Annotated in this window: 16 protein-coding genes; 13 read left to right on the top strand and 3 right to left on the bottom strand. The window is 41.7% G+C overall.

The features are described 5' to 3' along the window. Positions 1-9: 9 nt before the first annotated feature. From BIV16_RS08195 to BIV16_RS08150, 10 genes are all read left to right on the top strand, one after another. A complete protein-coding gene (locus BIV16_RS08195) occupies positions 10-591 on the top strand; it encodes a thymidine kinase (protein ID WP_075681596.1) in 582 nt (193 codons plus the stop codon). 11 nt (positions 592-602) lie between these two features. Then, entirely contained in the window at positions 603-3,995 is a 3,393-nt protein-coding gene (gene addB, locus BIV16_RS08190; protein ID WP_075681594.1) for a helicase-exonuclease AddAB subunit AddB, read from the top strand. Beyond that, on the top strand, positions 3,996-7,724 hold the full coding sequence (addA, locus tag BIV16_RS08185) for a helicase-exonuclease AddAB subunit AddA (protein WP_075681592.1): 3,729 nt from the start codon (positions 3,996-3,998) through the stop codon (positions 7,722-7,724). A gap of 104 nt (positions 7,725-7,828) precedes the next feature. Continuing rightward, positions 7,829-8,455 carry a Maf family protein gene (locus tag BIV16_RS08180; protein ID WP_075681590.1) on the top strand — a complete coding sequence of 209 codons (627 nt, stop codon included), beginning with the start codon at positions 7,829-7,831 and terminating at the stop codon, positions 8,453-8,455. A 93-nt stretch (positions 8,456-8,548) separates the two neighbouring features. Further along, positions 8,549-8,812 carry a glyoxalase gene (locus BIV16_RS08175; protein ID WP_075681669.1) on the top strand — a complete coding sequence of 88 codons (264 nt, stop codon included), beginning with the start codon at positions 8,549-8,551 and terminating at the stop codon, positions 8,810-8,812. 19 nt (positions 8,813-8,831) lie between these two features. Further along, positions 8,832-10,229: an NAD(P)/FAD-dependent oxidoreductase gene (locus tag BIV16_RS08170; protein WP_075681667.1), complete on the top strand. Its 1,398-nt coding sequence runs from the start codon at positions 8,832-8,834 to the stop codon at positions 10,227-10,229. 1 nt (position 10,230) lies between these two features. Then, on the top strand, positions 10,231-11,241 hold the full coding sequence (locus BIV16_RS08165) for a peptidylprolyl isomerase (RefSeq protein ID WP_242940405.1): 1,011 nt from the start codon (positions 10,231-10,233) through the stop codon (positions 11,239-11,241). A gap of 58 nt (positions 11,242-11,299) precedes the next feature. Then, complete coding sequence (locus BIV16_RS08160; protein WP_075681588.1) at positions 11,300-12,652, top strand: MATE family efflux transporter; 1,353 nt, start codon at positions 11,300-11,302, stop codon at positions 12,650-12,652. A gap of 316 nt (positions 12,653-12,968) precedes the next feature. Beyond that, on the top strand, positions 12,969-13,202 hold the full coding sequence (locus tag BIV16_RS08155; protein WP_075681586.1) for a hypothetical protein: 234 nt from the start codon (positions 12,969-12,971) through the stop codon (positions 13,200-13,202). Between the two features lie 71 nt (positions 13,203-13,273). After that, a complete protein-coding gene (locus BIV16_RS08150; protein WP_075681584.1) occupies positions 13,274-14,830 on the top strand; it encodes an ABC-F family ATP-binding cassette domain-containing protein in 1,557 nt (518 codons plus the stop codon). A gap of 118 nt (positions 14,831-14,948) precedes the next feature. On the opposite strand, the gene BIV16_RS08145 is transcribed toward BIV16_RS08150, so the two are convergent. From BIV16_RS08145 to htpG, 3 genes are all read right to left on the bottom strand, one after another. After that, on the bottom strand, positions 14,949-16,925 hold the full coding sequence (locus BIV16_RS08145) for an ABC transporter ATP-binding protein (protein ID WP_075681583.1): 1,977 nt from the start codon (positions 16,923-16,925) through the stop codon (positions 14,949-14,951). Between the two features lie 2 nt (positions 16,926-16,927). Continuing rightward, positions 16,928-18,691, bottom strand: coding sequence for an ABC transporter ATP-binding protein (locus BIV16_RS08140; protein WP_075681582.1), 1,764 nt, complete (start codon positions 18,689-18,691; stop codon positions 16,928-16,930). Positions 18,692-18,915: 224 nt separating this feature from the next. After that, on the bottom strand, positions 18,916-21,030 hold the full coding sequence (gene htpG, locus BIV16_RS08135; RefSeq protein WP_075681580.1) for a molecular chaperone HtpG: 2,115 nt from the start codon (positions 21,028-21,030) through the stop codon (positions 18,916-18,918). A 313-nt stretch (positions 21,031-21,343) separates the two neighbouring features. On the opposite strand from htpG, the gene BIV16_RS08130 reads away from it, so the two are divergent. The 3 genes from BIV16_RS08130 to BIV16_RS08120 are packed head-to-tail and all read left to right on the top strand — an operon-like array spanning position 21,344 to position 24,749. Further along, positions 21,344-23,062 (top strand): O-antigen ligase family protein, encoded by a 1,719-nt coding sequence (locus tag BIV16_RS08130; RefSeq protein ID WP_075681578.1) that lies wholly within the window; start codon positions 21,344-21,346, stop codon positions 23,060-23,062. Continuing rightward, positions 23,011-23,184 (top strand): hypothetical protein, encoded by a 174-nt coding sequence (locus tag BIV16_RS08125; protein ID WP_159435951.1) that lies wholly within the window; start codon positions 23,011-23,013, stop codon positions 23,182-23,184. The genes BIV16_RS08130 and BIV16_RS08125 overlap by 52 nt, the downstream gene beginning before the upstream one ends. Positions 23,185-23,198: 14 nt before the next feature. After that, complete coding sequence (locus BIV16_RS08120) at positions 23,199-24,749, top strand: O-antigen ligase family protein (RefSeq protein ID WP_075681576.1); 1,551 nt, start codon at positions 23,199-23,201, stop codon at positions 24,747-24,749. The last annotated feature ends 18 nt before the right edge of the window (positions 24,750-24,767 follow it).

The raw sequence follows: 24,767 nt of genomic DNA, 5'->3' as shown, positions 1-24,767 counted from the left end.
GATAGAAAAATGGCAAAGTTATATTTTCGCTATGGAGCGATGGGAAGTTCAAAGACAGCAAATGCACTGATGGTGGAGTACAATTATAGGGAGCGTGGCAAACGCGCCCTGCTTGCAAAACCGGCAACAGATACCAGGGACGGGGAAAAGATTGTCTCATCCCGTATGGGACTAAAAAGAAACTGTATCTGGACTGAGGAGCTTCTTGAAATGACAGATGAACAGTTGAAGGCCTATGACTGTGTGATTGTGGATGAAGCACAGTTTTGCAGCAAAGAACAGGTAGAGTTTTTGACCTATATTGTGGACGAACTGCATATTCCGGTTATCTGTTATGGGCTTCGTGCAGATTTTCGAAATGAACTTTTCCCGGGAAGCATGTGGCTTCTTGCATGGGCAGATGAGATTGAAGAAATCAAGACAGTCTGCTGGTGCGGAAAGGCGGCAAAATGTAATGCCAGATTCAATGAACATGGAATTGTGAGAGAAGGGGCTCAGGTTGTATTAGGCGGAAATGATTCCTACATTGCTTTATGCAGACAGCATCTGAAAGAAGGTAATTTAGGCCCGGCTTTTCAATTTGAGGAATAAAAGGGAAAAATATGTCATTACAATTTATTTTAGGCAATTCTGGTAGTGGAAAATCGAGTTATCTCTACCAGCAGATTTTAAAAGAAGCACAGGAGAATCCAAAACAAAATTATCTTGTTATTGTGCCGGAACAGTTTACCATGCAGACACAAAGGGAGCTGGTACGCTTGCAGGAAAATCATGCGATTATGAATGTAGACGTGCTTAGTTTTGCGCGCCTTGCATACCGTGTGTTTGACGAACTTGGAAAACAGAATCTTGTGGTATTAGAAGAGACCGGTAAAAATTTGGTACTCCGCAAGGTGGCAGCCGAAAAGCAGAAAAATCTTTGTGTATTAGGCGGTAATATGAATAAAATGGGTTATATCAGTGAGGTGAAATCACTGATTTCAGAGCTGACCCAGTATAATATTTCACCGGAAGCATTGCAAGATTTTATTCATCAGGAAGATTTGGCGGAAAATCTACGCCTAAAATTACAGGATGTGCTTGTGATGTATCAGGGCTTTAGCGAATTTTTGCGTGGGCGCTACATTACGGCAGAAGAGGTATTATCGTTACTTTGTGACGTGGCAAAAGAGTCAGAGATTATCAGGGACAGTGTGATTGTATTTGACGAATTTACGGGATTTACACCGATTCAGAACCAGCTGTTTGGGGTATTGTTAAAGTTAGCGTCCAAGGTGCTTGTGACGGTAACGATTGATGCAAAAGAAGATTTTTATCATTGCAGGGGGATGCAGGAACTTTTTTCCATGAGCAAAAAGACCATTGCAACACTTCTTACCATTGCGGGCGAGGAAAAGATTGCGGTATTAGACCCTGTTGTGTTAGATAAGGGGGCAGTCTTACGTTATAAGGAGGCACCGGGGCTTTATTTTATGGAGCAGAATCTGTTTCGTCCAAAGCACGCAAGGTTTCGCCAGAAGAAGGATGAAGTACAGATTTTTTCCTGTAAGGATCCAAAGGAAGAGCTTGATTTTGTGGCAAAAGAGATTGCCATGCTGGTGCGAAAAGAGTCTTATTGTTATAAAGAGATTGCGGTGGTAACCGGTGATGTTGCAACTTATGCCAACTATGTGCCGGAAATTTTTGAAAAATATGAGATTCCGTATTTCATTGACCAGACCAAAAATATTTTATTTCATCCGCTGACAGAGTTTATCCGCGCAGCCCTAGAGGTGGTGGAGTCTGATTTCTCCTATGAGAGCGTATTCCGGTTCTTAAGAAGTGGGTTAAGCGGGATAGAGACAGCGGAGATTGATGCACTTGAGAATTATGTGATTGCAAAAGGTATCCGTGGGGCAAAGCGTTATAGCACCGTCTGGAGGGCCGTATCGAGAAATGGAAAAGAAGATTTGGATGCCTTAAATGCAACGAGAGAACATCTTATCGCACTGCTATTTCCATTTTATGAGGAGCTGAAGAAAAAAGACAGTAATACGCTGGATATGACGAAGGCGCTTTATCAGCTTCTTGTTTCCTTAGAGGTGGAAAGACAGTTAAAGGATAAACAGGAAGAGTACGAGCAGGCCGGGGATTTGGCGAAGGCAAAAGAGTATGCACAGATTTATAAGATTGTGATGGATCTTTTGGATAAGATTGTTTCCCTGCTTGGTGAGGAGCAGCTAACCGTTGGGGAATATTCCGATATTTTGGATGCAGGCTTTGAAGCGGCAAAAATTGGAATTATCCCACCCGGTAACGACAAGATTTTGGTGGGAGATATCGAGCGAACCCGATTAAATCATATTAAGGTTCTCTTTTTTGTTGGGGTAAATGATGGAATTGTTCCAAAAGCTGCAAATATGGGAGGCATTATTTCCCAGTTTGAGCGCGAGAAGATGGCAGAACATGCGATGGAACTTGCACCTGGTGCGAGGGAGCGCGTTTTCATCCAGAAGTTTTATTTGTATCTGAATCTGACCAAACCATCCAGACATCTGTACGTCACTTATTCGAAGGTGAATGCGGATGGAAAGGCAATGAGACGTTCCTATCTGATTGGAACGCTGCTTGGTATGTTTGAAAATCTGACAGTGAAAGAGATTGATCAGGAAAAAGAAGCGATTTTGGTGACACCAAAGAGCAGTCTAAATTTTTTGCTGGAAGGATTATGGGAAGAGGAGCCGTCAGAGGCGTGGAGAACATTGGCAAACTGGTATTTATCCAATCCCGCTTATCAAAAAGAGGTGGAACGTCTGCTAAGTGCAAACTGTAAGTCTTACGAAGCGGAACCAATCTCAAAAGCGGTCGTAAAGGCATTATATGGTTCTGTTTTGACCAATAGTGTCACACGGTTAGAGCGTTTTGCGGCGTGTGCGTTTGCACATTATTTAGATTATGGTTTGCGGTTACAGGAAAGAGAAGAACACCAGTTTGCAAGTGTGGATATGGGAAATATCTATCACGATGCATTAGAGGCTTACGCCAAAAAGGTAAAAGAGACTGGAAGAAGCTGGTCTGAGATTGCACCAGAGGAACAGGAGCGTTTCATTACCACCTGTATGGATGATGCGATTTTAAAGAATCAGCAGGTGCAGGTATTTGAAGATGCCAGAAATGGATACTTGCTGAATCGTATGAGAGAGACGATAAAACGTACGATATGGGCGCTTACGGTGCAGGTGCAAAAAGGACATTTTGTGCCAAGTGAGTTTGAGGTATCGTTTGAACGCGCCGGAAAACTAGATGCCGTTCATTTTACTCTGAGCGAAGAGGAAAAAATGCAGTTGAAGGGTCGAATTGACCGAATTGACCTTTGTGAGACAGAGGATAAGGTGTATGTGAAAATTATCGATTATAAGTCAGGAAACACCAGTTTTTCTCTTTTAAACCTGTATTACGGGCTGCAATTACAGTTGGTTGTGTATTTGAACACTGCGATGGAGATGATGCAAAAGAAGTATCGGAAGAAGCAGGTGGAGCCAGCAGGTATCTTCTATTATCACGTGACGAACCCGATGGTAGAAGGAAGCGGATTAGAAAGCGAAGAAGAAATCCGACGGGCTGTTTTAGAACAGCTAAAACTGAATGGTTTGGTGAATGAAAATCCAGATATTTACAGGCAGATGGATGCAGATTTCAGTGGAAGCTCTGCCGTGATTCCGGTTGCAACGAAAACGGATGGTTCCCTAAAGGCAACTTCCAAAGTGGCAAGCACGGAGGATTTTCAGATAATGTCAGATTATGTAAACCAGATAATCCGAAAGACCGGGCAAAAGATTTATGAGGGTGACGTAGCGGTTTATCCATACCAGATGGAGCAAAAAAGTGGATGTGATTACTGCCCGTATCATACCATCTGTGAGTTTGACCCAAGGCTTCCGGGGTATGAGTACCATCGGTTGGAAAAGATTGGAAAAGAGAGCGATATCTTAGCAAAAATGAAGGGGAATGAGTAAATGGGCGTTTCATGGACAAGCGAACAGCAAAAGGTCATTGACCTTCGAAATCGAAATATTTTAGTATCTGCGGCAGCAGGTTCCGGTAAAACGGCTGTGCTGGTAGAACGTATCATACAAAAAATCACGTCGGAAACGAATCCGGTGGACATTGACAGATTATTGATTGTAACCTTTACCAATGCAGCAGCGGCGGAAATGAGAGAGCGTATTGGTGTTGCAATTGAAAAAAAACTTGGTGAAAATCCAGAGGATGAGCATCTGCAGCGGCAGCTTACCCTGCTTCACAATGCGCAGATTACAACAATCGACAGTTTCTGTCTTTATGTCATCCGAAATCATTTTCACGAAATCGATTTAGAGCCAAACTTTCGCATTGCAGACGAAGGTGAGTTAAAACTTTTGCGGGAAGATGTCTTAAAGAAGGTATTAGAACGCAATTACAGCGAAAACCGGAAAGAATTCCATGATTTTGTGGAAGGGTATGCGTCTGGAAGAAGCGATGATGCATTAAATGACATGATTTTACAGTTGTTTTCTTTTTCCAGAAGTTATCCGTGGCCAAAAGAATGGCTGGAAAAATGCGCATCTGGCTACGAAATCGAGGATGAAAAAGCGTTAAATGAAGCATTCTGGCTGCGGCTTTTAACAAGGAATATCAACTACATTTGTAGTGATATGGTAAAGCTGTTAGAGCAGGCACTTTTGCTGACGAGGGCAGAAGATGGGCCGTTTATGTACGAAAGTGCAATCCAGAGCGACCTTTTGCAGTATCAGAGATTGGAAAAAGCGAAAACGTTTACGGAGATAGGAGAGTGCATCGGACAGATTTCTTATGAGACACTTTCCAGGAAAAAGTTTACCGGGGATGTCGAAAAACAGGAGCAGGTAAAGGCGCTTCGTCAGCAGGTCAAGGATATGACGGCGAAGTTAAAGAAGCAGTATTTTTACACGACAATGGAAAATACAATCGAGCAGTTACAAAAGACCCGTCCGATGGCAGAAGAATTGGTGCGTCTGACCCTTGAGTTTTCCGATGCTTTTGCTGCAAAGAAAAGAGAGAAAAATCTGGTGGATTTTAGTGATTTGGAACATTTTGCACTCCAGATTTTTGTCGATGAGCACACGAAGGAATTGCGAAAGACAGCGGATGAATTCTGTGAGATGTTCGAGGAGATTATGATCGATGAATACCAGGATAGTAACCAAGTACAGGAATCTATTTTGTCCTCCATTTCAAGAAAACGAAAAGGGCAGAATAATATGTTCATGGTCGGAGATGTCAAGCAGAGTATTTACCGTTTCCGCCTGGCAAGCCCGGAAATCTTTATGGAGAAATACGATTTGTATCCACTGCATCCAGAAGATGAGGCGAATGCAAAATGTCAGCGTATCGACTTACATAAGAACTTCCGAAGCCGTGAGGAAGTTCTAGATTATACCAATGACATCTTTTATAAGATTATGGCAAGAGACCTTGGAAATGTGCAGTATGACGCGGATGCGGCACTTTATCCGGGCGCATCTTACCCGGAATCAAAGCAGTTTGCGCCGGAGCTTCTTTTGGTAGACAGCCAGGATGAACTGTTAGAGGACACGGACTATTCAGACAAAAAGATTTTAGAGGCAAAAGTGTTAGCCAAGCGTATCAAGCGTCTGTTAGAGGAGCAGCTTGTGACAGATAAGGAGACGGGAGAACTTCGCCTGGCACATTACCGCGATATGGTGATTTTGCTTCGCAGCTTAAATGGCTGGGCAGACCGTTTTGCGGAAGTGTTAGCGGAGGAAGGAATTCCGGCACACACGGTATCAGCAACCGGATATTTTTCTGCGACAGAGGTGCAGGTTGTGCTTAGTATGCTAAAAATTTTAGATAATCCGATGCAGGATATTCCGCTGACAGCGGTACTATATTCACCAATCTGTGGATTAGGAGAAGAAGATCTTGCCAAAATTCGTCTTGCATACAAAGAGGAGCTTTTCCATGTAGCGGTTTTAAAAAAATGTCAGGAAATTCAAAACAAACTTGAAAATTCTAACAATTCCGATAATTCCGGTGAGACTTTGGAAGAATGGGAGAAAAAACTGGCAAAATTCTGGAACTGCTATCAGAACCTTCGTGCGCTTGTACCGGATACGCCGATTCATAATCTGATTGAAATTCTGTTAAAGGAAACAGGGTATGGAAACTATGCTGCAGCGATGCCGGCCGGAGAGCGCAGAAGAGCGAATCTTGCGATGTTATTAGAAAAGGCGATTGCCTACGAGAATACAAGCTATAAGGGATTGTTTCATTTTGTCCGTTATATAGAGGAATTGCAAAAATATGACGTTGATTTCGGAGAAGCCGACACCGTTGGAGAAAATGAGGATGTTGTGCGCATCATGAGTATCCATAAAAGTAAGGGATTGGAGTTCCCGATTGTGTTTGTATCCGGTCTTGGAAAAAACTTTAACAAGCAGGATGTCCGCAGTAAAATGGTGCTGCACCCGGTTTATGGGGCAGGTCTTGATTTTATGGATGGAAACCGGAGACTGAAATCACCGACTCTTTTAAAGCGTTCGATTGCCAAACAGATTGATATGGAAAATCTTGGTGAGGAGCTTCGTGTCCTCTACGTTGCGCTTACAAGAGCAAAGGAAAAGCTGATTTTAACAGGAAGCTTAAAGGATGCAGGTGCAAAGCTAGAAGCTTTCCGTGCACAGGCAGAGTGCCAGGTGTTTGAAAAAAGCGAACATGCGCCATTATCTTATTTACAGCGTGAGAGTGCTACAAGTTATCTGGATTGGATTCTGCCTGCTCTTTATGAGTATCACGGACGTTATCCGGTGACGCTTGTAGAGGTGGCAGAGCTTGTAACGCAGGAGATTGTCACACAGGTAGACAAACAGGAACGCTATGACAAACGGAAAGAGGAGATTTTAACGGTTCCGCCGGAACAGGTAAAAGAGTTAGATGCGAGGTTTTCGTTCCGGTATCCAAGGCAGACAGATGTCACACGAAAAAATAAATACTCGGTTTCTGAGCTGAAACATCGTGCAATGCGTGAAAAATTTGAGGAAGAGCAGGAGGAGACGGTTCCGGTTTTCTTAGAAGAACCGGTTTCCTATGTGCCAAAATTCATGCAGGAAGTTAAGAGCGAGGAAGTCAATCAGGGAGCCCTTCGCGGTACTGCCGTGCATCGTGTGATGGAATGTTATGATTTTACATCACAGAATACGGTAAAAGAGCAGATAGAGCGTCTCCTTCTGGAAGAAAAGCTGACGAAGGATATGGCAGATTTGGTAAAACAAAACCTGGTAGAGCAGTTTATAGATTCTGATACCGGAATGCGTATGCGCGTGGCTGCAAAAAAGGGACAGCTATACCGTGAGAAGCCGTTTGTCATGGGATTTTGTGAGGAAGAACTGAATAAATTTGGCTTTGGAGACGAAACGGAGCATGGACATGCAGAACAGAATCTGACAAAAATACAGGAAGATGATTTGACTTTGATTCAGGGAATCATCGATGTGTTCTGGATGGAAGAGGATGGAATTGTCCTTTTGGATTATAAGACGGACCGTGTGAACAGTGAGCAGGAATTAATAGACCGTTATCAGGCGCAGCTTGCGCTTTACGCAGAGAGTTTAGAGCGAATCTATACGACAGAGGATGGAAAAAGAGGAACGGTGAAGGAGAAACTCATCTATTCGTTTTCTCTTGGAAAGCTGATTCTGGTTCCGTAAGTCGGAAGAAAACAGGTCACAAAATGTAACAGAGACTTGTAGGAATGAACAAGCGTTGATAGAACAGAAATAGATTGATTTTGGATAGGAAGGTCAGGCGAAAAATGAGTCAGATTATATTGGCGTCAGCATCTCCAAGACGCAAAGAATTATTAGAACAGATTGGAATTGAATTTGAGATTTGTCCGGCAAAGGGAGAAGAGGTTATCACAAAGAAAATCCCATCCGAGGTGGTGGAAGAACTTTCAAGACAAAAAGCGGAAGAGGTGGCAGCAAATCTGACTTCTTACCAGAAGAACCATCAGGAGATTATGACACCGCAGGATATGCTTGTGATTGGTGCAGACACTGTGGTTGCCGTTGATGATGAGATACTGGGCAAACCAAAGGATGAAGAGGATGCCTACCGGATGCTTCGCCTTTTAGCAGGAAGAGAGCATGCAGTTTATACCGGTGTGACACTGGTTCTCATTGATAAAAGTGGAAAAGCGGGAGAACTGGTGTTCTATGAGAAAACATCCGTTTTTATGCGCGAGATGTCGGACCTTGAAATCAACCGGTATATTGCGACAGGAGAGCCGATGGATAAGGCCGGTTCTTATGGAATCCAGGGAAAATGTGCCATCTATATTGACAAAATTGAGGGTGACTACAACAATGTGGTCGGATTGCCGGTTGCAAGGATATATAAAGAGCTTCAAAAGCTTGGAATTGATCTTTATTTGTGGTAAAATAGTTCGTAACGTATTTTTGGAAAAGACCGTTACAAAAGGAGCCTGTTGGCTCCGTAATTTGAATATAAAGTAAGAAGTGAGGTGATTTCCGTGCAGCAGTATGATGAGGAATGCATCGAGGTATTTTTAAGAGACCAGCTGAAACTTTTCCCGGAAGAGGTGGCAGCTTCAAAGGAAGAAGCAGAAGAGTTTTTAGAGGACTGTATGGCGGTCGTATGCAAAAACATAAAAGAAGTAAAAGCATACTTTAAGGAGGAAGGTGCAGACATCAGCGGAATGAGTTTAGGTGATTTAGAGGAACAGGAAGAAGTGTTTGCACTTCCGAGTGGTCGTTATTTGATTGTAGAGGCATAAGAAAGGTATGGTTATTAATATGAGTAATTATGATGTAATTATTATCGGAGCAGGACCTTCCGGTATTTTTTGTGCGTATGAATTGATTCATGCCAACAAAGATTTAAAGATTTTAATGGTGGAAAAAGGACGTAGAATTGAGGACAGACAATGTCCAAAACGTAAAACAAAGGTCTGTGTCGGATGTAAACCATGTTCGATTACAACCGGTTTTGCAGGGGCAGGAGCATTCTCTGACGGAAAATTATCCTTATCCCCGGATGTCGGAGGAAATCTGCCGGAGATTTTAGGATATGACAAAACAGTAGAACTGTTAAAAGAATCCGATGATATTTATTTGAAATTTGGAGCAGACACCAAGGTTTATGGTGTGGATAAAGAAAAAGAAATTCGTGAGATTCGTCGAAAAGCAATCAATGCGAACTTAAAATTAATCGAATGTCCAATTCGTCACCTTGGAACGGAGGAAGGATATAAGATTTACGCAAGACTTCAGGAGCATTTATTAGAAGAAGGTGTCGAGATGAAGTTCAACACCATGGTCAAGGATATCCTGATTGAAGATGGTGTTGCTAAGGGAATCGTTACCGATAAGGATGAGACATTTTATGCAAAAGAAATCGTATCCGGTGTCGGACGAGAGGGTGCAGACTGGTTCTCCCATATCTGTAAAGAACATGGAATCGAGACACAGGTTGGAACTGTCGATGTCGGCGTTCGTGTTGAGGTTCGTGATGAAGTTATGGATTTCCTCAATAAGAATCTTTATGAGGCAAAACTGGTTTATCATACCCCGACATTTGATGATAAGGTTCGAACATTCTGTACCAATCCGTCCGGTGAGGTTGCAACCGAATACTATGACAATGGTTTAGCTGTTGTAAATGGCCATGCATACAAATCCCAGGACATGAAGACAAACAACACAAACTTTGCACTTTTGGTATCCAAAAACTTTACGAAACCGTTTAAGACACCGATTGAATATGGAAAACAGATTGCACAGCTTTCCAATATGCTTTGCGATGGCAAGATTTTAGTTCAGACATTTGGTGACTTTAAGCGTGGAAGAAGAACCACGGAGGAGCGTCTTTGCCGTAACAACCTGATTCCTACCTTAAAGGATGCAGTTCCAGGCGATCTTTCTTTGGTATTCCCACATCGTATTATGGTGGATATCGAGGAAATGATTATGGCACTTGATAAGGTAACACCTGGTATTGCAAGTGATGAAACCTTGCTTTACGGTGTGGAGGTAAAATTCTACTCCAACAAGGTTGTGGTAAATCAGGACTTTGAGACCAGCATCCAGGGACTTCGCGCAATCGGTGACGGGGCATCTGTAACAAGAGGATTGCAGCAGGCTTCCGCAAACGGAATTTCCGTTGCGAGAAGTATTCTAAAGGCGATGGAATAATATGGCTATGAAAATGAGAAAGAAAAAGAAAAGGGTGGCATTGCTTTGTGCACTGGTGATAGGGACATCTAGTGCACTGACAGGATGCCAGATTGGAAAAACGGATGTAGTTGTATCAAAAAACTTAAGTGGAAAGCAGGTGTTTTCCATTGGCAATGCAACGTGTTCCTTAAATGAGGCGAAAGTTTATCTGGTAAATTACCAGAATATCTACGGCAACACCTACGGAATTGATTTGTTAAGTGAAAAAACAAAGGAAGATTCGCTGCAGGATTATGTGAAGAAAGTGACACTTTCGGAACTGACAAAAGTTGTCTGCATGGACTTGTTAGCGGAATCCGAAGATCTTTCGTTATCCAAAGAGGACGAGGAACTGGTTTCTAATGCTGCGAAGGAATATTATGATTCTTTGACCAAGGAAGAGATTTCTTACCTTGGTGTGTCACAGAGTGATATTGTAACATACTATGAGCATTATGCGCTGGCACAGAAACTGTACAATTCCCTGACAGGAAGCGTGAATGAGGAAGTCAGTGATGATGAGGCGCGTGTCATGGAGGCAATGCAGATTTACATCACCGATAAGGACAAAGCACAAGAGGCTGCGGCAAGACTTTCTGCGGGAGAAGATTTCGCATCAGTTGCAAGCAATTACAACGAGGGTGGAAACATCGAGTTAAATATTGCAAGGGATGATTTGCCAAAAGAAGTGGAAAAAGTTGCGTTCAATTTGGAAAACGATGAAGTATCCGGCATGATTTCAACAGATAACGGGTATTATTTTATTAAATGTCTCAACAAGTACAATGAAGAACTGACCGATGCAAACAAAGTCAACATCATTGAGAAACGTGAAAAGGAAGCGTTCGATGATGTCTATGAGGAGTTCATCAAAAAACAGGGCTCTTATTTGAATGAAAAGGTATGGGATGCATTAGAACTTGAGACACAGGTAAAAATGGAGACAAACACATTTTTTGAAACATATGATACCTATTGCAGTGATATCTAGTCCGGATGTGATTCGCGAAAATGCCGTCAATATTTGAAGAAGGAAAGGCATAAGAGCTATGACAAAGGATATGACAAATGGTTCTCCGATGAAACTGATTTTAGGTTTCTCGGTACCATTATTATTTGGGTTCTTATTTCAACAGTTCTACAACCTTGTGGATACTTTGATTGTAGGACGCTATCTGGGTGTGGATGCATTGGCTGCTGTTGGGGCAACCGGATCCTTAAACTTTTTGATTATTGGATTTTGTATGGGAGTCTGCAATGGTTTTGCGATTCCGCTTGCACACAAATTTGGTGCGGGGGATCTTAGCGGCATGCGTAAATTTATGATGAATGCGGTGTATTTGTCTGGGATTTTTGCCATTATCATGACGGTTTTAACCGTTGCATTCTGCCGTCCGATTCTGCACTTGATGCAGACTCCGGACAATATTATGGAATCATCCTATCAATATATTGTGATTATCTTCCTTGGAATACCGGTTACCTATTTATACAATTTGATTTCCAGTGTGGTCCGTTCAATGGGAGACAGCAAGACACCGGTCGTCTTTTTGATTTTGGCTTCCTTTTTGAACATCTTTTTGGATTTGCTTTTTATTCTGGTGTTTCAGATTGGGGTTGCCGGTGCAGCGCTTGCAACTGTAATAGCACAGGCGGTATCCGGTGTGGGATGCGTGGTATATTCTAGAGCGAATTTTAAAGATTTGCGGACAAACCATGAGGAACGTGCGGTAAATAAGGAATATATGATAACTTTATGTGGAATGGGAATTCCGATGGGATTACAGTATTCCATTACGGCAATCGGAAGTGTTATTTTACAGAGTGCGGTAAATACACTTGGTTCGAATGCGGTAGCAGCGATGACAGCCGGAGGAAAAATCAGTATGTTCTTCTGCAGTCCGTTTGATGCGTTAGGTTCTACAATGGCAACGTATGGTGGACAAAATGTCGGAGCAAAGAAATTAGACCGTGTTTCGAAGGGATTGAAGTCCTGTTCGATTTTAGGAATCGGATATGCGTTACTTGCATTTGTTGTTCTTGCTGTCTTTGGAAAAAATCTTGCAGGATTTTTTGTCAATGGAGCGCAGCCAGAGGTTATCGCAAATGCAGCGCGCTGTCTGTTTTGGAACTCTGCCTTTTACATTCCGTTAGCATTTGTCAATATTGTCCGTTTCTTAATACAGGGAATGGGTTACAGCAAACTGGCAGTGCTAGCAGGGGTATGTGAGATGGTCGCACGTGCACTGGTTGGATTCGCGTTTGTGCCGGTCTTTGGATTTATTGCAGCGTGCTTTGCCAGCCCGGTAGCCTGGATTTTTGCAGATGCATTCCTATTCCCGGCATACTTCCATGTCTACAAAAAGACAGAGAAGATGTTTGGAAAGAACAAAGAGGTTTAGGAAAATAATCCAGAATAAGTAACCTGGAATGAAGAATTAGATTTTGAATCGAATTTTTAGAAAAAGTGGTTATGGGAGTCGAACCCGTAACCACTTTTTGTGGTTGTGGAATCTTTTGGAGTATTTTATAGGTAAGAAAATGCGCTTATAAAATTCACGGGTTCAAGGGCAGATACATAAAACCAGGGATTCGATAACAAAATAAGAACGGGGTGAAATCGTTTCCATTCTTCGTCCGTAACAGGAAAAAGAATAAGGATTTCAAAAAATTTGTATGAAAACAGATGTGTGACAAATAGGAAAGGAACAAGGAAAGATGAATGAAAAAAATATGGAAAGGGAGAATCAGGAAAGGAGAGATTTAAAAAATGCCGGAAGGGAGAATCGGGAAAGGGGAGAGGAGCTTTTAGAACGCTATGATTTTTTGTCCCACTCGGTTGCGACGATGGAATGTACCGGATTGCAGTATAAGACAGCAACCTGTGGGGAGGAACGCGGAAATTACAAGCAAATCTACGATTATATGGCGGATACCACACAGATTCGTTGACGAATGGGCAAAAGTCTGTTATGATTCTTGTACTTTTGAAGAAAACCATGTGACAGAGGAGAAGAATACAAATGAGTATTTTAAATGTAGAACATTTGACACACGGATTTGGTGACCGAGCCATTTTCAATGATGTGTCATTCCGTTTGCTAAAGGGAGAGCATATCGGGTTAGTTGGAGCAAACGGGGAAGGGAAATCAACGTTTTTTAATATTGTGACCGGAAAACTGATGCCGGACGAGGGTAAGGTAGAATGGTCTAAAAATGTACGTGTCGGATACTTAGATCAGAATTCTACGCTGACAAAAGGAATGACAATTGAGAGCGTATTAAAATCCGCATTTTCTTATTTGTTTGAGATGGAAGAACGCATGAACGAAATCTGTGATAAGTTAGGTGAGGCTGACCCGGATGAGATGGATGCGATGATGGAGGAGTTAGGCGTGATACAGGATGCCTTGACTTTACATGATTTTTATGTGATAGATGCAAAAGTAGAAGAGGTGGCAAGAGCGCTTGGACTTATGGAACTAGGCTTAGAACACGATGTTACCGACTTAAGCGGTGGACAGCGAATGAAGGTTTTGCTTGCCAAACTTTTGTTAGAAAAGCCAGACATTCTGTTGTTAGATGAGCCTACCAACTATCTGGATGTCGAGCATATCAACTGGTTAAAACGATATTTGCAGGAATATGAGAATGCATTTATTTTGATTTCCCATGATATTCCATTTTTAAATGAGGTTGTCAACATTATTTACCACATGGAAAATCAGGAACTGAACCGTTATGTGGGAGATTATGATAACTTCCAAAAAGTATACGAGGTCAAGAAGGCACAGTTAGAGGCAGCTTACCGCAAACAGCAGCAGGAAATCAGTGAGTTAAAGGATTTTGTTGCCAGAAATAAGGCGAGAGTTTCCACCCGTAATATGGCGATGTCACGTCAGAAGAAGTTAGATAAGATGGATGTGATTGAACTTGCAGCGGAGCGTCCAAAGCCAGAGTTTTGTTTTCAGTTAGGAAGAACGCCTGGAAAATACATTTTTGAGACAAAAGGTCTGGTGATTGGCTATGACGAGCCGTTGTCCAAACCGCTTGATATTTCAATGGAGCGTGGTCACAAGATTGCGTTAGTCGGTGCAAACGGTATTGGAAAGACAACATTACTAAAAAGTATTTTAGGGCTTATTCCACCGTTAAAAGGTTCTGTGGAACTGGGAGAAAATCTTTTGATTGGTTATTTCGAGCAGGAGATTAAAGAAGAAAATAAAAATACCTGTATCGAAGAAATCTGGGAGGAATTCCCATCCTTTTCCCAGTATGAGGTGCGCGCAGCGCTTGCAAGATGCGGACTTACCACAAAGCATATTGAGAGTCAGGTGCGGGTATTAAGTGGTGGAGAGCAGGCAAAAGTTCGTCTTTGCAAACTTATGAACCGTGAGACAAATATCTTATTGTTAGACGAGCCTACCAACCATCTGGATGTGGATGCCAAAGAGGAATTAAAGCGTGCTTTAAACGAATACCGGGGAAGTGTTTTATTAATCAGTCATGAGCCGGAGTTTTACCAGGATATTGTAAATGAAGTCTGGGATTGTTCAAAGTGGACGACGAAGATATTGTAGTAGAAAAGCGCAGCAAGTTTGAAAAGTACCTGCATGACAGGATACCGGTCAAATTTGCTGCGCTTTTTCTATTGAAAAAGTATTCGTAGATGGAATCACGCCAGAACCAACGGTTCAATCAGGCTTCCACCAACTGCAGATCGTATAATTTTTTATAAAGACCGTTCTGGGCAAGAAGTTCCTGGTGAGAACCGCTTTCCTTGATTTTACCGTGATGCATGACGATAATTTTATCTGCATGCTGGATGGTTGAAAGGCGGTGGGCAACCATGATGGTAGTACGTCCCTCCATCAGTTTGGAGAGGGCATTGGTAATCAGGGATTCGGTTTCGGTATCAATGTTTGCGGTAGCCTCGTCTAACACCAGAATGGAAGGGTCATACGCTAAGGTCCTTGCAAAAGATAAAAGCTGTCTTTGACCGGCGGATAAGGTGCTTCCCCGCTCCGTCACAGGTGCGTCGTAAGTGCCGGGCATTTTTTCAATAAAGGAATCTGCGTTGACAATTTTTGCCGCACGCTTCACGTCCTCGAGGGAAATGTTTTCATTATCAAGGGAGATATTGCTCTTGATATCTCCGGTGAAAAGAAAGACATCCTGTTGTACCTGGCCGATGGCACGTCTTAACACATCGGTGTCAATCTCTTTGATATTGACGCCGTCGATTAAGATTTCACCCTTCTGGATGTCATAATAGCGTCCAATCAGGTTTAAAATAGAAGATTTTCCTGCGCCGGTAGCACCGACAAAGGCAATCTTTTGGCCGGGTTCGATGACAAAGCTGATATCCTTTAAGATGTAGTCGTCTTTTTCATAGGCAAACCATACATGACGGAACTCGATGCGGCCTTTGATGGAAACATCAACCGGATGGGCAGGTTTTACAATCGATGGCTTTTCATCCAAAACAGAGAAAATTTTCTCCGCGGAAGCGAGAGAGGACTGTAAGGTACCAAACTGCTCCGCAAGTTCTTGAATCGGCTCGAAAAAGGAACTGATATAAGTAATGAATACAAATAAGGTTCCAAGAGAGAGCGTTCCTTTTAACACAGAGGAACTTCCGGTTCCGATGACAAGAACCATGGCAATGACGGATAGGAAGTAAATCGATGGGCGGAAAATGGCAAAAGTCATAACTTCACGCCAGTTCGCACGGTATAACTCCTCGGATTTTTGCTCGAACTGCTGATATTTTTCTTCCTCTTTTGCAAAGACCTGAATAAGCTTCATGCCGGAAATGTGCTCGGACAAAAACGTATTAAGGTCTGTAATCTTATTTCTGGTAATCTGGTAGGCTTTTCTTGACATCGCACGGAAATAGAACGTGAGTAATGTCACAACCGGCAATAAGGCAAAAGAGATGAGTGCCATCCGGATATTGATAGAAAGCATTACAACGGCGTATCCGACGATTTTTACAATGTTCTTGAAGAGTTTTACCAGAATAGAACTAAAAAGCTCGTTTACCGCCTCTGTGTCGTTTGAGACACGTGTCACCAGCTTCCCAACCGGTGTATTGTTGAAAAAGCTAAGGGAGAGGCTGTGAATGTGGGAAAAAACATCTTCACGCATCTGATAAATAATCTGCTGCCCCATTTTTTGCAGCATCCAGGTGTCGAGCGCATTGAGAAGAAAACCTATCAAAAGCAAGGCAAGGTACAGGCCTGCGGCGGCTAAGATACCGGTGAAGTCAAAGCGGCGCAGATTTTTTAAATCTTCCCTGGTTAAAAGCGTTGCATTGGAGGTTACATAAGATTCAATTTCATTTGTAGTTGCATCGGAGAGAGTCTGGACTTCTTCTTTCGTCAGATTTTTTGCCATGTAATACTGGTTATTATAAAGTAAAATCTGATAAAAAGGACCATCGTAGTCGTCGGAAAAATCTCTGGTTAAGTAAGTGTCATCGTAGGCAATGGCATGACTGCCATCCTCGGTTGTCACGGCGTAAGGAGTGTAGTAACCGTTGATGTAGCGGTCGATTGCATTTCCGATGATAATAGGGCGGTAAAGCTCGACCACGATAATAAACAAAACCAGGACGGTAGCGGTGGTCATGGCCCATTTATGTGGTTTTAAGTAAGAAAGTAATCGCTTCATGGTTACACCTCCTTTTCTAAGTTTGCAACGGCTTCGCCGTTAGCGGCCTCTAACTGCTGTTTTAAAAACATGTCTTTGTAAATTCCGTTTTGTTTCATTAAGGATTCATGGTTTCCGATTTCTTTTGCCATTCCGTCCTCTAACACCATAATGACATCGGCATTCTGAATGGTGGAAATCCGGTGTGCAATTAAAATCGTTGTTTTTCCGGCACGGTTTTTCTTAAGGTTCGTTAAGATGTGTTCCTCTGTGTCTGTATCGACTGCGGAGAGTGCATCGTCTAAAATCAAAATTGGTGCATCCTTCATCAGGGCGCGGGCGATAGAGCTGCGCTGCTTTTGTCCGCCGGATAAGGTGACACCGCGCTCGCCGACAATGGTTTCGTAGCCATCCGGGAAAGCCACAATGTTTTCATGAATGCAGGCGGCTGTCGTCGCTTTGGTGATTGCTTCCATATCCTCATCTTCGACACCGAAAGCGATATTGGATTTTAAGGTATCGGAAAACAAAAAGTTGTCCTGCGGAACATATCCGATGCTGGTGCGCAGTGTTTTAAGCGGGATGGTGTTAATGTCTTTTCCATCGATAAAAATCATGCCAGGTTTTGCGTTGTATAGATGCAATAAAAGGTTGACCAGGGTAGATTTTCCGTTCCCGGTACGGCCGACAATCGCAAGCGTGGTGCCGGCATCGATGTGAAGGTTGATATCTTTTAAAGTAGGTTCCGTTTGCCCATGATGCAGGAAAGTTAGATGGGAAAATGTGATGGAACCTTTGATTTTCTCCACATCTTTGGTATCCGCATCGTCAAAGATTTCCGGTTTTTCTTCCATGACATCCTGAATACGGCGGATGGAGGCAGAGCCTTGTGAAAACATATTGACGGCATCTCCGCAGGCTAACATAGGCCAGACCAACATATTGATGTACTGGTTAAAGGCGACAAACCGGCCGAGTGTGATATCACCAATTAAGGCAAGGTAACCACCGTAAATCAACGTGATTAAGCTGGAAAGACCGATGATGACATCCAAAAGAGGGATGACAATAGACTGTAATTTTGCAATGGAAAGGTTTTTCTCCATCGTGTTTTGATTTTCTTTGGTAAAAGCGCGAAGCTGTGCACGCTCCCGTACAAATGCTTTGATTACGCGGATACCGGAAAAACTTTCCTGAACGTAATCGGTTAAGTTAGACACGGCTTCCTGACGGTCAAGGAAACGGGAGCGGATGATTTTTCCATAATAGATTTCTCCAAGCAGAATCAAAATCATCGGAATCATGGTAAGTAAGGTCAGTTTTACATTGACATAGTACATCATCTGACCAATGACCATAATCGTCATAACGGAGGCATCAAACACACAGATGATGGCGGGACCAATTGACATACGGATGTTGTTTAAGTCACTGGTAAAACGTGTCATAAGGTCACCGGTTTTGTGTTCGTTGTAATATTCGACGCTCATTTTTTCAAGGTGGGCAAACATGTCGTTTCGAAGTTCTTTTTCGATGGAGCGGGAGGCGCCAAACAAAAAATAACGCCATAGGAAACGACCGACTGCTAAAAGAAGTCCCAGGATAAGAATGTAAAGCAAAAGCATTTTTATGCCGTTCCAGTCAAGGTTATGAGCGGTCAGCCCATCCGTGATGGTTCCGGTCAGCTTTGGAATGAAAATATTGGCAAAGTCGACGGCAAAGAGTGCTAATATTCCAAGAAAATATTGTAGTCTGTGTTTTTTCAAATACGTTGATATAAATTGCATAGAAGTCACCATATCTTTCTGTAACAGTAATGATTCTATTCTATACTTTTTAATAGGAAGATACAAGACAAAAGTTGAAAAAAACGAACATATTTTCGAAAAGTAAAATGGGAGAAGATATTTTGGGAAAAATCAAAAGAGCAGTAGAAAAACAGGACGGCAAAAAGAAAAGGAAAATCTTTTTGTCCGTCCTGTTAAAATAGCTGGGCTAAAAATATTTGTTTTTATTTTGCAAGCAACATCATGATTTCATTACTTCTTGCAACGAATTTGCTCATAGCATCTACGGATAATGGCTGGTTGGTTAAGACAGCTAAATCGTAGAGCTGTTCGCAGAACATTGGAACATGCTCGGAATCTTTGTGCTCAAAGATGTACTGAACAAGTTTGTTATTTGCATTTAAGGTAAGAGTCTGGTCGCCACCGAACATAGATGGATCAAAACCACCCATTCCGTTCATGGCATACATCTTCATCATATCCTGCATACGTCTTCCTTCTTCGGAAAGTGTAATGATAGAGGAGATGCCTTCGTTCTTTAATTTCTCTACTTTTACAACTAATTTATCGTTGTTTAAAGCTTTACGGAAAGTCTCTGTCAAGGTATCTGTTTCGGCTTTTAAATCTTCTGCATTTGTCTCTTCTTTCAAAGATTCGGTCAGGTCAGCATCAATACGCATGAATTTGTAGTTTTCATTTCTCTGCTCTAACTGGGAAATGAAGGAGGTATCGATGTTGTGGTCTAAGATAACCGCATCCATGTTCTGCTCTTTGAAGAGTTTGATGTATTGTCCCTGCTGAACTTTATCGGTTACATAGTAGATGACTTTTCTTTCATCTTTTTCTTCTGTATCAGAAGCAGTGCTGTCAGAATCAGAATGATCTGATGAAGCGCTGTCACTAGCGTCTTTAGCTGTAGAATCATTGCTGTCATTTTCCTCCGTGTTCGCTTTTTCCTCTTCTTTTACAAGAAGTTCTGGAAGCGTAAGGTATTTGTCATCTAAGTTTTTGAATAGGATGTAGTCATTCATCTTATCACAGAATTTGGTGTCTTTTAAGCAGCCAAATTTGATGAATGGGCTGATGTCATCCCAGTATTTTTCATAAGATTCTTTATCTGTTTTGCACATTCCAATCAGTTTATCTGCAACTTTCTTGGTGATGTAATCGGAAATCTTTTTCACGAATCCATCGTTCTGCAGAGCACTTCTGGAAACATTTAATGGAAGGTCAGGGCAGTCGATGACACCTTTTAAGAGCATTAAGAACTCTGGGATGACTTCCTTAATGTTGTCTGCGATAAAGACCTGATTGTTGTATAATTTGATGGTTCCTTCGATGGAATCGTACTCGGTATTAATCTTAGGGAAGTAAAGAATACCTTTTAAGTTAAATGGGTAGTCCATGTTCAGATGAATCCAGAACAATGGCTCTTTGTAATCTAAGAATACCTTGCGGTAGAATTCTTTGTATTCTTCATCGGTACAATCGTTCGGATTCTTGGTCCAAAGTGGGTTGGTATCGTTCAAGGCAACCGGACGTTTTACAATCTTTAATTTATCCTTTGCTGGAGATACTTCAACGACTTCTTTTTTACCGTTTTCATTTTCTTTTTCTTCTGTTTTGGCTTCTTCGTGAATCTCTTCCACAACAGTATCGGTATCCAATTTATCGGCAGCGTCGATGGTTTCATATTCTGTTTCCGCATTTGCCTTGCTTAAGAAGATTGGAGTTGGCATGAAAGAGCAGTACTTCTGAATGACTTCTTTTGCGCGATATTCATTTGCAAATTCTACACAGTCTTCGTTTAAATATAAAGTAATCTCTGTACCAATTGTGGTCTTTGTACCATCTTCGATGTCATAATCGGTACCGCCATCGCAGGTCCAGTGAACTGGTGTAGAACCTTCTTTATAAGAAAGGGTATCGATGGTAACACGGTCTGCTACCATGAATGCAGAGTAGAAACCAAGTCCGAAATGACCGATAATCTGATCGTCATTTGCTTTATCTTTGTACTTCTCGATGAAGTCGGTTGCACCGGAAAATGCAATCTGACAAATATATTCTTCCACTTCATCTGCTGTCATACCAAGACCGTTATCGATGAATTTTAAGGTTTTTTCTTCTGGGTTTACGATGACCTCAATTTTCTTTTTGTAATCTGCAGGGAACTGGTATTCTCCCATCATCTCTAATTTTTCTAATTTTGTGATAGCATCGCATCCGTTTGAAATCAACTCACGGTAGAAGATATCGTGATCGGAATATAACCATTTCTTGATAATTGGAAACAGGTTATCGCTATCGATTGAAAGACTTCCATGTTTGTTTGACATAATACAACACTCCTTTAGTTCAATATGGTAATTTTTTCTTTGCGCGAATGCCACAAAGAAATCTTTTTATTGTTTTTCCTGATAAATTCCATATTAGTACCTCCATGACAAAAAGTCAATAAAAAATTAGCACTCTTTTAAAATGAGTGCTAACAAAAAGCGGGAGCGGTGGAAATGGCAGGGGGTTCGGGAATTCTAAAATCTTTATAAACTGGGGAATGGAGAAACATCTTGTCGTAGAAACAAAAAATAACTATAATAAAGCATAGAAAGAATTGTGATACTTACAATACACGATAACAAGGATACAACAATGGAAACTTACAAAAGTAAAATACTTCAACTTTTCCACGGATTTGACAAGGAAAAGTTAAGTAAGGCAGGGAAAAAGGTGACGCAGATTTTTTCCTGGATACAGGATAAGGCAGTTTTCTTTTATACAATCTTAATCTTGTGTGTGCTGCCACTATACACAAAGCAGGGCTATTTTGCACTGACGCTGGCAAAATTCCAGTTTATGGAGCATGCGACCTTATTATTTGGTGGCATCTTTTTGGTATGCAATCTGACGTGTAATGTGATAAACCGGAAAAAGATATTTTTTGCAAAGTGGAATGGTATGGATTGCCTGGCACTTTTGTTTCTACTTGCCGGGGGAATCAGCGTGCGGTTTTCAGAGTATGGAATGGAAGCTTTTACCGGGGAGTGCGGAAGAAGAAACGGACTTTTGATTTATTTAATTTATGCACTCGCCATATTTCTGATTGTGGAGAATGGAAAGTTATACCGCTGGAGCCTGTATGCGATGGAGCTTGCCGCTATTTTTATCTGTGGAATCGGCATCTTGAATCATTTTGGCGCGGACCCACTTCATTTTTTCTGGGATCTTGTGGAAGAGCAGCAGACCTATTTTTCTTCCACGATTGGGCATATTGACGTGTTTGGCGTCTATGCAGGGATGATGTTTGCATTTGCAGCGACTGGTTTTCTTATGGCAAAAAAATGGCAGGAGAAAACGCTACATATAATTACAAGTGTAGTTACAATGTGCGCGGTATTAACCAACAGTGCGGACGGGGCATTTCTTGGAGTGATTGTCTTTTTCCTGTTTGGCTGGATTCTGATTCAAAATGTCAGAATGTTTTTGGAATATGATGGATTGCTGGTTGCTTTTTTTGCAATGTCGCTTATGATGCGGGTCTTGCAAAAGCAAATCGGCGGGGCAAAACCAGTGGATGGAGTCAGCCAAATAATGCTGGAGGGCAAAATTGCAGGAATTGGGCTTGCGGTAACACTGGGAGCAGCACTTTTGGTTGTGCTTGGAGCAATCTTATATGGAATGGGAACCAGACAAAGACAGAGTCCAAAAAGAGAGGACAGAAAACAAAAACGTGCGCAGTTAAAAAGAGTGTTGCGGATTGGAAAGCGGATTTTAGAAGTACTGCTTGCACTCGTGTTATTACTTATTGTAATGATGTTTGTAGTTGTAAATAGCAATAAAGGCGCAATTCATGCATCCTCCCTTTTGGAAAAACTTCACATTACCCGGGAGTGGGGAAATTACAGAGGTTATATCTGGCTAAAAACGGTGGATTATTATAATGGACTGCCACTTTTCCAGAAGCTGTTTGGAACGGGACCGGATACCACATATCAGATTTATCAGCAGATTTGTACGGAAAGCTTTTTGACGGATTACGGCTCTTATTTTGACAATGCACACAATGAATATCTGCAGCTGCTTTTGACACATGGAATCATTGGACTGGGTGCGTATGTTGGCTGGATTTTTCTTTCTATTAGAAAATGCATGCAAAAAGGAAAAGAGGATGCGGAATTTACCGCAATTGCGTTTGCAATTTTCGCTTATATGACAATGGCATTGGTTGGAATCCAGATGATTACCTGTATGGGAATCGTGGTTGTGTTACTTGGATTCGGACGATGTGAAAGTACGTTGGAGACAGGAGGCAGTAACTCATGGCAAATAAGATTAGCAAAAAAAAGAAAAAAGAGCAGGATAACATCATAACGGCACAGGTGATAGGAATTGGGATTGGGATTGCGATAGGATTTCTGCTGCTGGTTCTTCTTATTTATGTGATTGGAACAAACGGCACACAAGAGGTACAAAACATCGTGAATCAGATGTAGAAAGAGGGCATAAGATGAGTGACAAAAGAAAACGGGCTGGTACGATTTTATTTTTGATATTAATGGGGATTTATCCCTTCGTGATGACAAACGGATATTATAATGTGACGGCGACAAAATATTGTTTGTTTGCGGTTACTACAATCTGTATTTCGTTTTATGTCATATTAAGCGGCTATTCCGGGCGTGTAGTGCAAGAAAAGGGCTTTCATCCAAGAAAAGCAAACGAAATCTGGAAAAGTTTTAGTGCGACAGATAAATGGATGATTGTTTTCCTTACATCCGTAGTTGTATCATTTTTATTTGCAAAAAAGAAAAACGTGGCATTTACCGGCAGTACAGACGGGCATATTGGTCTTTATTTTATGTTCCTTTTGCTCTTACTTTATGTGGTAGCAAAAAAAGAGATTGTACTGTCCAAAAAACTGTTCTTTTGGATGACGCTTGCGGCAGATGTTGTAATTCTTTTTGCAATGATACAGTTTTTGGGCGCAGATTCGTTTGGAATACTGACAAATTTAAAGACGGATAAAATTAACAATTACCTCTCGACGTTTGGCAACACGGGGGTATATGGACAATATTTAACGCTGGTGGTTCCGGTTGCAATTTACAATTATTGCAGACCAATGCAAGGAAAACAGAACGAAAAACTGCCTGGCTTCCTGGAAAAAGTATTTTACGGTATCAGCTGTGGAATTGGAACGATTGGTGTTTTAATCTCAAATACGGATGCAACCTATTTGGGATTTGCTGTGGCAGCAGGCCTTCTTTTGCTTTTGATGATAAAAGAAAAGGCGTCGTGTCTTAGGTTCTTAGAGAGCTTAGCAGTGGAAGGCGTCACAGCACTTCTTTTTGGCAGAATTTATGCTGCGTGTCATAGCGCAAGACCGGTTTCAAGTATGGGAAGATATGCAATGAATGTAAAATTATGTCTCTTTTTCATAGGAGTGATTGTATGCCTGTGGCTGATATGCCGTTTCCTTTTACAATCGGAAAAATGTTACCGGGTACTACATGTGTTTGCAGCTGTTGTGACAGTTGTTGTGGTCGTTACAATTCTTGGTGCATTTGTTTATTTTTCTGCGATTGACAGAACTACAAATATAGGTAGATTGGACGGATATTTCCGTTTCAGTAAGGAGTGGGGAACGCAAAGAGGATATGTATGGACCTGGCTTTTCCAGATTTTTCTGGATGCCCCGCTTTTTCAGAAGTTATTCGGTGCCGGACAGGGAAGTGTGGTCCTGGAACTGTTTACCTATCATGCAAAAGAAATGATATATGATTTGGAATACTATTTTGACAATGCACACAATGTGTACCTTCACTATCTGACGACAATCGGAATTTTTGGCTGTGTTTCCTACCTTGGTGTTTTGATTTCTGCCGTAGCAAAGGGAATAAAGCGCGAGATGTCAGATGCAAAAAAGGCATTGTTGATACCGGTTGTCGCATATGCTATACAGGATATTTTCAGTATTTTACAACCGATTACATTGCCACTCTTTTTCCTCTATCTTGCAATTTTAGCAGGATGCAAGGAGGAAAAGAAAGTATCATAAACACAGGAAAGATGAGGT

The organism is Roseburia sp. 831b, from assembly GCF_001940165.2.
In the GTDB taxonomy this organism is placed as follows: domain Bacteria; phylum Bacillota; class Clostridia; order Lachnospirales; family Lachnospiraceae; genus Roseburia.
The sequence above is the reverse complement of the archived record's forward strand: the minus strand, read 5'-3'. Positions and strand labels throughout refer to the sequence as shown.

Excerpts from the sequence above, each read along its gene's own strand:
- addB (WP_075681594.1), top strand. The coding sequence starts at position 603 with ATGTCATTACAATTTATTTTAGGCAATTCTGGTAGTGGAAAATCGAGT.
- BIV16_RS08125 (WP_159435951.1), top strand. The coding sequence starts at position 23,011 with ATGGCAAATAAGATTAGCAAAAAAAAGAAAAAAGAGCAGGATAACATC.
- BIV16_RS08130 (WP_075681578.1), top strand. The coding sequence starts at position 21,344 with ATGGAAACTTACAAAAGTAAAATACTTCAACTTTTCCACGGATTTGAC.
- BIV16_RS08195 (WP_075681596.1), top strand. The coding sequence starts at position 10 with ATGGCAAAGTTATATTTTCGCTATGGAGCGATGGGAAGTTCAAAGACA.
- BIV16_RS08150 (WP_075681584.1), top strand. The coding sequence starts at position 13,274 with ATGAGTATTTTAAATGTAGAACATTTGACACACGGATTTGGTGACCGA.
- htpG (WP_075681580.1), bottom strand. The coding sequence starts at position 21,030 with ATGTCAAACAAACATGGAAGTCTTTCAATCGATAGCGATAACCTGTTT.
- BIV16_RS08120 (WP_075681576.1), top strand. The coding sequence starts at position 23,199 with ATGAGTGACAAAAGAAAACGGGCTGGTACGATTTTATTTTTGATATTA.
- BIV16_RS08165 (WP_242940405.1), top strand. The coding sequence starts at position 10,231 with ATGGCTATGAAAATGAGAAAGAAAAAGAAAAGGGTGGCATTGCTTTGT.
- BIV16_RS08180 (WP_075681590.1), top strand. The coding sequence starts at position 7,829 with ATGAGTCAGATTATATTGGCGTCAGCATCTCCAAGACGCAAAGAATTA.
- BIV16_RS08170 (WP_075681667.1), top strand. The coding sequence starts at position 8,832 with ATGAGTAATTATGATGTAATTATTATCGGAGCAGGACCTTCCGGTATT.
- BIV16_RS08155 (WP_075681586.1), top strand. The coding sequence starts at position 12,969 with ATGAATGAAAAAAATATGGAAAGGGAGAATCAGGAAAGGAGAGATTTA.
- BIV16_RS08145 (WP_075681583.1), bottom strand. The coding sequence starts at position 16,925 with ATGAAGCGATTACTTTCTTACTTAAAACCACATAAATGGGCCATGACC.
- addA (WP_075681592.1), top strand. The coding sequence starts at position 3,996 with ATGGGCGTTTCATGGACAAGCGAACAGCAAAAGGTCATTGACCTTCGA.
- BIV16_RS08140 (WP_075681582.1), bottom strand. The coding sequence starts at position 18,691 with ATGCAATTTATATCAACGTATTTGAAAAAACACAGACTACAATATTTT.
- BIV16_RS08160 (WP_075681588.1), top strand. The coding sequence starts at position 11,300 with ATGACAAAGGATATGACAAATGGTTCTCCGATGAAACTGATTTTAGGT.